The following is an 11,213-nucleotide window of genomic DNA, read 5'->3' as shown; positions in this document are numbered from 1 at the left end:
GCCTCAAAGCTTGCCGCAAACATCACGATCGCAGCCGTTATGCCCGCAGGCGTCGCGTTTAGGCTTGGGAAAAATTTAAAATCCGCATTCTGCACGAAGCAGACTTGGCACTGCCAGCTGTCCACCGACGCAAACACCCACGGTACGCCCATTTGCTTAGCAAAGGCATCGATCTGCGCGCGCGTGGCGAGATTATCGGTCGCATCCAAAATCAGATCAAATTTCTCGCCCGAGGCGGTCGCGCTAGCGAAAAATTCCTCCGCGCGGCTCTTATGCACATCCACGCTCACGCCGTCGTAGCGGCTTTCCGTGCGGCTTTTAAAAACATCCGCTTTAAATTTGCCTTCGTCTGCGAGCGTAAATAAAATTTGCCTGTGGATGTTGTGAAGCGCCACCGTGTCGAAATCCACGACGCTGATTCGCCCGATACCGCTTGCGCCCAGAGCGTAAGAAAGGCTGCTTCCAAGCCCGCCCGCGCCGATGATTAGGATGCGCTTGTCCGCAAGCGCGCGCTGCGTCTGCTCGCCCCAAAGCTGGATCTGTCTGTGAAAGTAGTTCATAAAAGCCCCCTGCCGACTAGATTTTTTCGGAATTTCCACAGCCCGCGCGCCGCAGCGATCTCGTCCGCGTCCACTTCGCACATCAGCACGCCCTCTTCGTTTTTCAGCTCGTTTGTGATCTCGCCGCCGGGGGTTACGACGAAGCTCTCGCCGTAAAATTTAAACTCGCTTTCGCCGAATTTCGCCTCGCCGATGCGGTTGGCGCGGATGACGTAGAGTGAGTTCGTAAACGCGCGCATCTTCAAAAGCTCGCGCCAGCGCCCGCCGCTTTCAAAGGTCGAAGCGCACGGCACGAGCACGCAGCCGACGTTTTTTTGCATAAAATAGCGCCAAAATACGTCAAAATGCGCCTCGTAGCCAAAGCATACGCCGAATTTCACGCCGCCCTCGCTGAAGATCATCGGCGAAATTTTACCTATTTTGCGGCTTTTGCGGTTGGCGAAAAAGCCCTCCTCGTTCCAGTGCGGATAGTCCATCAGGATATTTTGATCGTAAAATTTTACCTCCGAGGGCGAAAATTTCGCGCAGGATTTCACCCAGATGGGCTCGTTTTCGCTCGCGCAAAAGATCTCCTCTTCGCTCGCATTTTTTTGGCTTTCTTCGGAATTTAGAGCGTTTGGGGCTTCGGAGGCGCTTTTTAAATTTGCGGCTTTAAAGCTTAAGGATTTTGCGCCGCAGGAGCTTGAGTTGTCTTTAGAATTTGGCTCGCTCTTGGAATTTAGCTCGCCCTTGCGACCGGACTCGCTTTTAAGGCTTGCGGAATTTTCACCACCGCCCAAGCTCTTTTGAGTCGCGCCGCCGAAAATGCCCGCCTGCCTCAAAATCGCGCCGCTAGCGGCTCTGATTATCGGCGCTACGATATGTAGGTCGTATTTAGCGGCAAGCCGCGCCATCAGCTCCTGCTTATGCTCGCTCTGTTCGCAGGCAATAGAGCGGGGCATCTTTTTAAGCTCGCTAAAGAAGGAATTTAGCTCATATTCGCCCAGTAGCACGATCCGCGCGCCGTTGTCTTTGGCGACCTTCATATAGTAATCGATCCGATTTTCGCTCATCGAAAGCGTCGGTAGCTGTAAAACGCATACGTTTATCATCGTCGCCTCCTAAGCCTGCTCGGGCGCGTTTATTTCGGCAACCTCGAGCTTAGCGTTTTCTAAAATTTCCTTCGCCTCCTTTAGCAGCGCGACGCCCTGTTTATACAGTTTCACGCTCTCTTCTAGGCTTAGATCCTTGTCGTTTAGGCTTTTTAAAAGCGCGTTAATCTTCTCCATTTTTTCCTCAAAACTCATCCAAAATCCTTTTTATGATGTAATCAAATTTTTCTATCTCGACCAAAAACGCGTCGTGGCCGTAGTCGCTATCGATCTGCGCGTAGCTCGCGCGATCCTTTTTCCCTAGATCGCTCATCGCATCGTAAATTTCTTTCATCAGCCCCGGCGGAAAGAGCACGTCGCCTTTGAAAGAGATGAGGTGCAGGCGCGATCTGATCTGCGCACAGGCGTTTTTGAGATCGCCGTAGTGGCGCGTGCAATCAAAGATATTCATCATCTTAGCGATGTAGAGATAGCACAGCGGATCGAACCTGCGCGCGAAATTTTCGCCGTTGTATTCAAGGTAGCGATCCACTTGAAAGCGCCCGTTGATCTCGTAAAGACCGTCGGTTTCAACGTAGTTACGCCCAAATTTATCCTGCATCGAGTTTGGGCTTAAAAAACTTATATGTCCCGCCATGCGCCCCACCGCCATGCCGTCAAGCCCGCGCTCGGCGATCAGATTTTTATCGTAGTTGCCGTTTTTAAAGCTCGGATCGCGCAAGATGGCCTCGGTCGCGATCTTATTAAACGCGATCGCCCAAGGTTGCGTGGCGTAGGTGCTTGCGAGTACGAAAATTTCATCCGCAAATTCCGGATATTCGATCGCGTAGCACAGCGCCTGCATGCCGCCCAGGCTGCCTCCGATTACGGCGCGGGCGCGCGAAATACCTAGGCGCTTTAAAAGCATCATCTGCGCGCGCACGACGTCCGAGACGACCACTACCGGAAAGCGCAAGCGGTACTCGCGGCCGCTGCTTTCATCGACGTCGAGCGGGCAGGTAGAGCCGAACGGCGAAGCTAGGATGTTTATGCAGATGACGAAAAATTTCGTAGTATCGACCGCTTTATGATCGCCGATGAGTCCGTCCCACCAGCCAGGTTTAACGTCGCCCTCGTAAAGTCCCGCGGCGTGCGCGGAGCCGGTTAAGGCGTGGCAGATGACGATAACGTTTGATTTGTCCGGGTTTAGCTCGCCGTAGGTTTCGTAGGCGAGCTTGAAGTTGGAAAAGACGCGGCCGCTCTCCAGATAGAGCGGCTCGTCGAAATTTTGAATTTTGCTTTGAAGGATCACTGATTTACTCGGTAATTAGGCGCTTCCTGCGTGATGATGACGTCGTGGACGTGGCTTTCTTTAAGACCTGCGCTCGTGATCTCGACGAATTCCGCCTTTTGCTGAAAGGTCGCAATATCCTTGCTACCGCAGTATCCCATCGAGCTTCGCAAGCCGCCTAACAGCTGAAAGATCACGTCTTTTAGCATGCCCGCGTAAGGCACGCGCCCTTCGACGCCCTCGGGCACGAGCTTTTCTTTTGCGGTGCCGTCTTGAAAGTAGCGATCCGAGCTTCCCTTCTGCATCGCCGCAAGAGATCCCATGCCGCGGTAGGTTTTGTACTGGCGGCCCTGAAACGTAATGAGCTCGCCCGGGGTTTCGTAGCAGCCTGCTAGCAGGCTTCCCATCATCACCGAGCTTGCGCCCGCGGCTAGGGCTTTGGCGATGTCGCCCGAGTATTTGATGCCGCCGTCTGCGATGATCGGAATTCCAAATTTAGCCGCCTCGATCGCGCAATCGTTGATCGCTGTAAACTGCGGCACGCCCACGCCCGCTACGATGCGCGTAGTGCAGATCGAGCCGGGACCGATGCCTACTTTAATCGCATCGGCTCCTGCGTTTGCGATATCTTTTATGCTGGCGGGGTTTGCGACGTTTCCGACCACTACGTCGACGTCAAAATTTCGCTTCAGCTCCTTAAGCGTGTCGATAATGCCTTTGGAATGTCCGTGCGCAGAGTCCATCACAAGCGCATCTACGCCCGCTTTGACGAGAGCTTCGGCTCTTTGCAGATGGCCTACGCTAATCGCCGCGGCGACGCGAAGGCGTCCGAATTTGTCTTTATTGGCGCTTGGATATTCGATACGCTTTTTAAGGTCTTTAATCGTAATAAGCCCCTCTAAATGGCCGTTTGCGTCGATTATCGGAAGCTTTTCTACCTTATTGTTTCTAAAAATTTTCTCCGCATCATCAAGCGTGCAGCCCTTTGGAGCGGTAATTAGCGGAGCTTTGGTCATCTTTTCGCCTACGAGCGCGGCGGTGTCGGTTTCAAAGCGCAGGTCGCGATTGGTCAAAATCCCAATCAGCACGCCGTTGTCGTCGATAACGGGAATGCCGCTAATATGGTACTCGCTCATCAGATCTAGAGCGTCTTTGATCGTGGCGTCCGCCTTGATCGAGATAGGATCGATTATGACGCCGCTTTCGCTCTTTTTTACGCGGCGAACCATCTTGGCTTGGGAGTCCTCGTCCATATTTTTATGGATCACGCCGATGCCGCCGAGGCGCGCCATCATTATTGCCGTGCGGTACTCGGTGACCGTATCCATCGCAGCACTCACAAGAGGGGTATTTAGCGTGATATTTTTCGTAAAACTCGTGCTGATATCGACCTCTTTGGGTAAAATTTCAGAGTATTGCGGTACCAACAAAACATCCTCGAAGGTCAGAGCCTTTTTGACGATCTTCATACTTATCCTTTCACGATTTTTTCTAAACTCAAGCCGCCGTCCAGCACCGTTTGTTCGTCGTAGGCGCGCCCGATGAGCTGCGCGCTGATATTAAGAGCCTCTTTGTTTTTCGCTACCGGCACGGAGATTGCGGGGAGCCCCGCTAAATTTACGCCGATCGTGTAGATGTCGCTAAGATACGCACGCAGCGGATCGCTAAGCTCGCCGAATTTATATGCCACTCCAGGCGCGATCGGCATAAAGATTAAATCGGCGTCTTTTAAAATTTCCTCATATTCGCTTTTAATGAAAGCCCTTGCTTTCTGCGCTTTGATGTAATACGCGTCGTAGTAGCCGCTGCTTAGCACGAAGGTGCCTAGAAGCATACGGCGCTTGACCTCGTCGCCAAATCCTTCGCCGCGGGTGTTGGCGTAGAGCTCTTTTAAATTTAAAGCCTTCGCGCGGTTTCCGTAGCGCACGCCGTCGTAGCGGCTTAAATTTGCGCTAGCCTCGGCGGTTGCGATGATGTAGTAGGTCGCGATGTCGTATTTGGAGCTGCAAAGATCACGGTAAACGATCTCATGGCCGAATGATTTTAGCTTTTCTATAGTCAAATTTAAAGCCTCTTTGACCTGCTGCGAGGCCTCGTCGATATAATTTTTTATAACGGCGATCTTAAGCTTGCGATCGGCGTTTAGCTTATCCGCGGTGCTTTCGTAAGCGCCCGCGTAGCTCGTGCTGTCCATCTCGTCGCGGCCTGCGATGATGTCGTATAAGATCGCCGCGTCCTCGACGCTGCGCGTGATCGGTCCTATCTGATCGAGGCTGCTCGAATACGCCGCGAGCCCGTAGCGGCTGACCCTGCCGTAGCTTGGCTTAAAACCTACGCAGCCGCAAAATGCCGCTGGTTGGCGGATCGAGCCGCCCGTATCGCTTCCGAGTGCGGCTACGGCGATATTTGCCGCTACGGCAGCCGCGCTTCCGCCGCTACTGCCGCCGGGTACGCGCGAGTGATCGGTCGGATTGAGAGTTTTGCCGTAGAATGAGCTCTCAGTCGTGCTTCCCATCGCAAACTCATCCATATTCGTCCGTCCAAACGGCGCCAGGCCGCGCTCGCGTAGCTTTTTGATCACCGTCGCGTCGTATGGCGCAACGTAGCCTTGCAAAATTTTACTCGCCGAGGTGACGCTCCAATCTTTTACCTGAATGTTATCTTTGATCGCGATCGGCACACCCTCGCCGCTGATGTTTAGAGCCTCGCCCGTGAGCTGCTCGACGTAGGCGCCGAGCTCTTTGGTTTTTAAAATTTTATCCTTTAGCTCCGCTCCAAGTGCCGAAATTTCATCCCCGCTCAGCTTTAGAGCCTCTTTCAAACTTATCATCTGCCATCCTTAAATTTATTCACGAAATAGATCCCCACGCCCGTCGCTACGCAGATTAGCGCGATCGTAAAAAATACGAAACCAAGACTTATGGGGCTAGCGAGCATGCATGACCTTCGCGCAGCGCGGGCAGAGCTCATCAGGCTCTTTTGCGTTAAATTTCCAGCATCTCGGGCATTTATGTTTAGAGGATTTTACGAGGCGGAAAATTTCGTCGTTTATCTTAAACTCCGCCAGAGCTTCTCCGCTTTGCAGAGTGTCCACGTCGCTTACCATGAACCAATCCGCCACGCCTAGGATGTCGTTTGATAAAATTTCGTTCGAGCTCGTCTGCAAAACCAACTCAAGCGTCGATTTGATGATCTTATCCTTTTTAAGCCCGTCGATAAGCTCGAAAAATTTCTCCCTCGATTTGATTAAAATTTCGTCGAATTCTATGAAATCGTCAAATTCTATCGGCTTGTAGATCAGATCGAAGACGTCTTCCTTGCCCTCCTTGATGATACGCGGCGCAAACTGCATCACCTCGTCGATCGTGTAGGTTAGCGTAGGCGCGATCAGAGGCAGCAGCGCTCGCGTGATCAGAGCGATCGCGCTTTGCGCGCTTCTGCGGCGCGGCTCGTCAGGTGCGTCGCAATAGAGCCTATCTTTGCAAATATCAAGATAAATTCCGCTCAGATCGGCGCTTAAGAAATTTAGTAGCTGATTGAAGCCCTTTGAAAAATCGTAGTTTTTAAACGCCGCTTCCGCGCCCGCAAAGGCGTTTGCCGCGCGCGTTAGGATCCAGCGGTCGAGCCGCGTAAAATTGCTCGTCTCGATCTCGCCCAGATCGCTGGTGCTTGCGAGCAGAAATCTTATCGTATTTCGGATCTTGCGGTACTGCTCGCTTACCTGCTTTAGGATATTGTCGCTGATCTTTAGATCGGTCGAATAATCGCTCATCGCGACCCACAGGCGTAAAATTTCCACGCCGTGGCTCTTTGCGACCTCTTGCGGATAGACGACGTTTCCGACGGACTTACTCATCTTCTGACCCTTCTCATCGACGGTAAATCCGTGCGTGAGGATGCTCTTGTACGGCGCGCATTCGTTAATCGCGCAGCTTAGAAGCAGTGAGCTTTGAAACCAGCCGCGGTGTTGGTCGCTGCCCTCAAGATACATATCCGCGGGGAATTTGCCTGCATCGTAGGCGCCGCTTTGCAGCACCGCCTTCCACGTCGAGCCGCTATCGAACCAAACGTCTAAGATATCCATCACCTTTTCTAAATTTTCAGGCTTATAGCCGCTATCCTGTGGTAAAAGCTCCGAAATTTCCATCTGCCACCAAGCATCCGCGCCCTTAGCCTTAAAAATTTCGTAGATATTATTTAAAATTTTCTCATCAAAGATCGGCTCTTTGGTGCTTTTGTCGCGGAAAAACGCGATCGGCACGCCCCAATCCCTTTGGCGCGAGATACACCAATCAGGGCGGTTTTCTATCATCGAGCTTAGGCGGTTGATGCCGCTTTGCGGATAAAATTTAACCTTTTCGATCTCTTCAAGGGCTACTTGGCGCAGCGTCTTGCCGCTAAGCTTGGGCTCGTCCATCGCGATAAACCACTGCTTCGTCGCGCGGTAGATCACCGGCTTGTGCGTGCGCCAGCAGTGCGGATAGGAGTGGACGAATTTACCGGATTTGATAAGCGCGGGACCTAAAAGCTGCAAAATTCTCTCGTTCGCTTTGAAAATATGCATCCCCACAAGCTCATCCACGACGTCTTCGCGGAAAAGTTTTTTAGTTTTAAGGGTTTGATCGAAACAGCCGCCCTCATCCACCGGCATCAGCACTTCGATGCCGTATTTAAGCCCTACGAAATAATCGTCCTCGCCGTGTCCAGGAGCCGTATGCACGAGCCCGGTGCCGCCGTCCATTAAAACGTGCTCGCCGAGGATAAATTTCGAAGCTCTATCATTTAGCGGGTTGATCGCGTTTAAGCCCTCAAGCTCGGTAGCCTTAAATTCTTTTACGATCTCGCCCTTGGTGATGCCCAGGCTTACGAGGCTTTCGACCAGAGGTTTAGCAAGGATTAAATTTTCGCTCGTCAGCGCGTAAATTTCATTCGGGTTCAAAGATATTGCGCCGTTTGCAGGCAGCGTCCAAGGCGTGGTCGTCCAGATGACCGCTTTAGCGCCTTTTGCGCCGATTTTAGCGTTTGCTTCACCGCTTAGATCAAATGCCACGAAGATCGAGTAGTCCTCTTTGTCTTTGTATTCGACCTCGGCTTCCGCAAGCGCACTTTTTGCCGCCCAGCTCCAAAATACGGGCTTACTTCGCTCGATTAGAATTCCTTTTTTTGCGATCTGGCAGAGCGCTTTGTAAATTTCAGCCTCAAACTCAAATTTTAGCGTCAGATACGGATCGTCCCAGTCGCCCAAAATCCCCATATCTTTAAATTCATTGCGCTGCACGTCGATGAACTCTTTGGCGTGCTGTCTGCAAAGCTCGCGGATCTGCACTTTTGAAAGCGATTTTTTCTTATCTCCGAGTTTAATCTCTACTTGCTGCTCGATCGGCAGGCCGTGGCAGTCCCAGCCCGGCACGTAGCGGATCTCCTCGCCGAAGAAATAATGGGTTTTGGTGATGATGTCTTTTAAAATTTTATTCAGCGCGTGGCCGATGTGGAGGTGTCCGTTGGCATACGGCGGACCGTCGTGGATATTAAAGCTAACGCTTGCGCCCTTGCGTTTAGCCTTCATCTTTTCGTAAATTTTACGCTGCTCGTACCATGCCTTAAACCGCGCAGGTTCGTTTTGCGGCAGTGCGCCTCGCATCGCAAAATCCGTAGTAGGAAGAAAGAGAGTATCTTTGTAGTCCATATTTGTACCTTTTCGTGTCTTAAAAAATTTGTGAAGTTTATCCAAAACGCCATTAAAAAGCTCTGAAAGAGCAGTCTGCGTTTATGCTATAATGTGCGAAAATTTAATGAGGGTCTTTATGAAAAATATCATCCTTGTAATCGGCGAGGAGATCCGCTACGACGCGGCTTTGATGAGCTATATTTATCGCAGCTACGAACGTGTTTTCGGGCGAATCGACGATCTGAAATTCTTAAGCGAAAACGATAAGGTTTTGCCCTTCGCGCTTGAAAAGATGATCGATTCGTACGATTTTATCACGATCTTTGCGGCAAACTCCGCCTACGCGGTCGTCGGTAAAATTTTATCGACGCTCTCTTTCGATTCGCTCGAGCTGAAAAACGGAGAAACCTTAGCGCCCTCGATGGCGCGCACGGTGGCTAAAAACAGCTTCCTGCTAAATGTCAGAGGCTGCTCGGTAAACGTGATCAAGGCGCTTTGCTTGCAGAGCCTGCCGCCGATCCTTCAAGACGCGCCGAGCGCGGGCGAGAGCTTTTATCTATTCGATTGCGAATACGAAAGCGTAAAGCAGCGCCTAGAAAGCCTCGCGATCAGTTATAAAATTTCGCTTACGATCAGTAGGCCCTGCTCCTTTTTGCTGCTAGTGCGCGCCAGTGCGATGAAATTCGGAGCGCTGGACGCGTTTTTGCAGAGCGTCGGCAAGTATTATGAGAGCTGCTACATCGAAGGCGGCGATTTTATGGGCTTCGTGGTGGATAGACTGCGCGAAATAGGCGCTAAGATCACCTTTGCCGAAAGCTGCACCGCAGGGCTCATCGCCGCAAAATTCGGCGCAGTCGCGGGCGTGAGCGACGTTTTTGACGGCTCGCTCGTAAGCTACGCCAATGAGATAAAAAATCTCTGGCTCAACGTGAGCGAAGATACGCTCGCACGCTACGGCGCGGTCAGCGCGCAGACCGTGGACGAGATGCTGGAGGGCGCGCTGCAAAGCAGCGGGGCGAGCTTCGCTCTTGCAGTAAGCGGTATCGCAGGCCCCGGCGGCGGAAGCGCGCAAAAGCCCGTAGGGACGGTCTTTATCGGCGCGAAGGAGCAGGGCGGCAAACAGATCGTCGGGGAATTTCATCTAAAAGGTGATCGAAACTACATCCGCGAACAAAGCGCCGATATCGCTATCTGCTTGCTTTTGAAGCTTAGAAGCGATCTGTTTTTCGGGCGGCTTCCAAGCGCGCCTGCAAGAGATGAAATTTAAAGGAGCGGATTTTGAAAAGACGAATTTTGAAAGGGTGCGGACGGGATTTGGCGCAGAATTTTATCGAAACGATCGGCGAACTGGGCTTTGAGCGAGAGCGAAATTTCGTTTCGGCAAGCGGTGCGCGAAATTTTACTTTGGCGGACGGCGGGCAGAATTTTATTCGGGCTAGCGACGGGCGAAATTTTATCTCAGCGCAGGGCGGATTAAATTTTATCTCAGAAGGTCGCGCTAGAAATTTTAATTTTATAAACGATTTTAGCTTTATAAGCGCGGCGCGAAATTTTACTTTGGCGCTAGCCGCGACGTGTGTTTTGAGCGGCTGCGACGGCGGATCGGATGCGCAAGATCGCGAGCAAAGCGCACGATCGGAACAGAATTTTAGTGCGGGTAATCAAGGGCAAAATTTTAATAAAGGCGCGGATAGCTCTGGGCAAAGTTTGGCTCAAAGCTCCACGCAAAATTCTACGCAAGGCTCCGTGCAAAATTCCGTGCCGCAGGGCTTTGAGAGTAAGCAAAAATCCGATCTGAACTCCACGATAGACGAGCTTGCAAACGATGCTAAAGTTTTGGGCGAGGCTTTGCAAAATTTGCAGAAAAAGGCGCCCGAAGCGCTGAACGATTTCGCCGCTCGCAACGTGGACAGGACCAAGGATCTGCTAAAGCAGGGCGAGGCGGCGGCGCGCGAGGCGGGCAAAAATCTTGATAAAATGGGCGAAAGCCTGCAAGGCATCATCAAGGACGCAAACGAAAGTATCGGGAAGGTCTTGGAGGGCTTTGGCGTGCAGCCTAGACAGGAGCCTCGCGGCGGGCGCTCGCAGGAGCGCGACGATAATTCTGGGCTTGAAGAGGCGACCGATAGGCAAAGCTTTAGAATTTAGGTAGCGCTAAATTTTACTCAAATTTTTTGTTGCGACCGCCACCCGCAGGAAAGCGGCAAGTCTTCGCAGAAGCGTAACGAGCCTGCACGAAAGCGTGACGGACACTCAAAAGAGCGCGACGATCGTTCGGATCAGGGAGGCGACACTGGCGGACAAAGCTTTAGGATTTAAGCGCGGCTAAATTTCGCTTAAATTTGTTTGTTGTGGCGAATGCTCGCAGAGAAACGATGCTAAATTTTATTAAAATTTCCCCTGTGCGGCGGCTTCGCTAAAATTTTACTCGCGCGAACCTCCGCAATGGAATATGAATATTTGCAAAGAAGTAATAAACCTCCGTAAAACGCGACGAGTACCCCGAGGGCAAGCATTTCTAAATAAAGCGCGAGTAACGGATGAAGTTTGGAATTCAAAGCTTGCGCTTCGAAGCTGCTGTAAAGATAAGCAGGTGGCGGCCGGTAAAGCTTTAGAATTTAAGG

9 protein-coding genes are annotated in these 11,213 nt (G+C 51.8%); 2 read left to right on the top strand and 7 right to left on the bottom strand.

What is annotated here, in order from left to right; translation table 11 throughout:
* The 7 genes from Q0614_RS04370 to ileS form a co-directional block, all read right to left on the bottom strand.
* The coding region (locus Q0614_RS04370) for a ThiF family adenylyltransferase (RefSeq protein WP_298786805.1) at positions 1-560 on the bottom strand (560 nt) is incomplete at its 3' end.
* Positions 557-1,651, bottom strand: coding sequence for a carbon-nitrogen hydrolase family protein (locus tag Q0614_RS04365; RefSeq protein WP_298786803.1), 1,095 nt, complete (start codon positions 1,649-1,651; stop codon positions 557-559). The genes Q0614_RS04370 and Q0614_RS04365, both read right to left, overlap by 4 nt.
* Before the next feature lie 9 nt (positions 1,652-1,660).
* Positions 1,661-1,846: an exodeoxyribonuclease VII small subunit gene (gene xseB, locus Q0614_RS04360; protein WP_005872361.1), complete on the bottom strand. Its 186-nt coding sequence runs from the start codon at positions 1,844-1,846 to the stop codon at positions 1,661-1,663.
* Positions 1,836-2,942 (bottom strand): homoserine O-acetyltransferase, encoded by a 1,107-nt coding sequence (locus Q0614_RS04355; protein WP_298786802.1) that lies wholly within the window; start codon positions 2,940-2,942, stop codon positions 1,836-1,838. The genes xseB and Q0614_RS04355 overlap by 11 nt, the downstream gene beginning before the upstream one ends.
* On the bottom strand, positions 2,939-4,390 hold the full coding sequence (guaB, locus tag Q0614_RS04350; RefSeq protein WP_297950290.1) for an IMP dehydrogenase: 1,452 nt from the start codon (positions 4,388-4,390) through the stop codon (positions 2,939-2,941). The genes Q0614_RS04355 and guaB overlap by 4 nt, the downstream gene beginning before the upstream one ends.
* A 2-nt stretch (positions 4,391-4,392) precedes the next feature.
* The gene (gene gatA / locus Q0614_RS04345) at positions 4,393-5,751 is read right to left on the bottom strand and encodes an Asp-tRNA(Asn)/Glu-tRNA(Gln) amidotransferase subunit GatA (RefSeq protein WP_298786801.1); all 1,359 of its coding nucleotides are present in this window, start codon (positions 5,749-5,751) and stop codon (positions 4,393-4,395) included.
* 96 nt (positions 5,752-5,847) lie between these two features.
* The gene (ileS, locus tag Q0614_RS04340; RefSeq protein ID WP_298786799.1) at positions 5,848-8,607 is read right to left on the bottom strand and encodes an isoleucine--tRNA ligase; all 2,760 of its coding nucleotides are present in this window, start codon (positions 8,605-8,607) and stop codon (positions 5,848-5,850) included.
* 118 nt (positions 8,608-8,725) lie between these two features.
* On the opposite strand from ileS, the gene Q0614_RS04335 reads away from it, so the two are divergent.
* Together Q0614_RS04335 and Q0614_RS04330 are read left to right on the top strand one after the other, a co-directional pair.
* A complete protein-coding gene (locus Q0614_RS04335) occupies positions 8,726-9,856 on the top strand; it encodes a CinA family protein (RefSeq protein ID WP_298786797.1) in 1,131 nt (376 codons plus the stop codon).
* 11 nt (positions 9,857-9,867) lie between these two features.
* Positions 9,868-10,737, top strand: coding sequence for a hypothetical protein (locus Q0614_RS04330; protein WP_298786795.1), 870 nt, complete (start codon positions 9,868-9,870; stop codon positions 10,735-10,737).
* Positions 10,738-11,213 lie beyond the last annotated feature (476 nt).

The sequence above is a fragment of the uncultured Campylobacter sp. genome (assembly GCF_937997595.1).
In the GTDB taxonomy this organism is placed as follows: domain Bacteria; phylum Campylobacterota; class Campylobacteria; order Campylobacterales; family Campylobacteraceae; genus Campylobacter_B.
The sequence above is the reverse complement of the archived record's forward strand: the minus strand, read 5'-3'. Positions and strand labels throughout refer to the sequence as shown.

Coding starts and splice junctions, on each gene's coding strand:
- gatA (WP_298786801.1), bottom strand. CDS start 5,751: ATGATAAGTTTGAAAGAGGCTCTAAAGCTGAGCGGGGATGAAATTTCG.
- Q0614_RS04365 (WP_298786803.1), bottom strand. CDS start 1,651: ATGATAAACGTATGCGTTTTACAGCTACCGACGCTTTCGATGAGCGAA.
- xseB (WP_005872361.1), bottom strand. CDS start 1,846: ATGAGTTTTGAGGAAAAAATGGAGAAGATTAACGCGCTTTTAAAAAGC.
- Q0614_RS04335 (WP_298786797.1), top strand. CDS start 8,726: ATGAAAAATATCATCCTTGTAATCGGCGAGGAGATCCGCTACGACGCG.
- ileS (WP_298786799.1), bottom strand. CDS start 8,607: ATGGACTACAAAGATACTCTCTTTCTTCCTACTACGGATTTTGCGATG.
- guaB (WP_297950290.1), bottom strand. CDS start 4,390: ATGAAGATCGTCAAAAAGGCTCTGACCTTCGAGGATGTTTTGTTGGTA.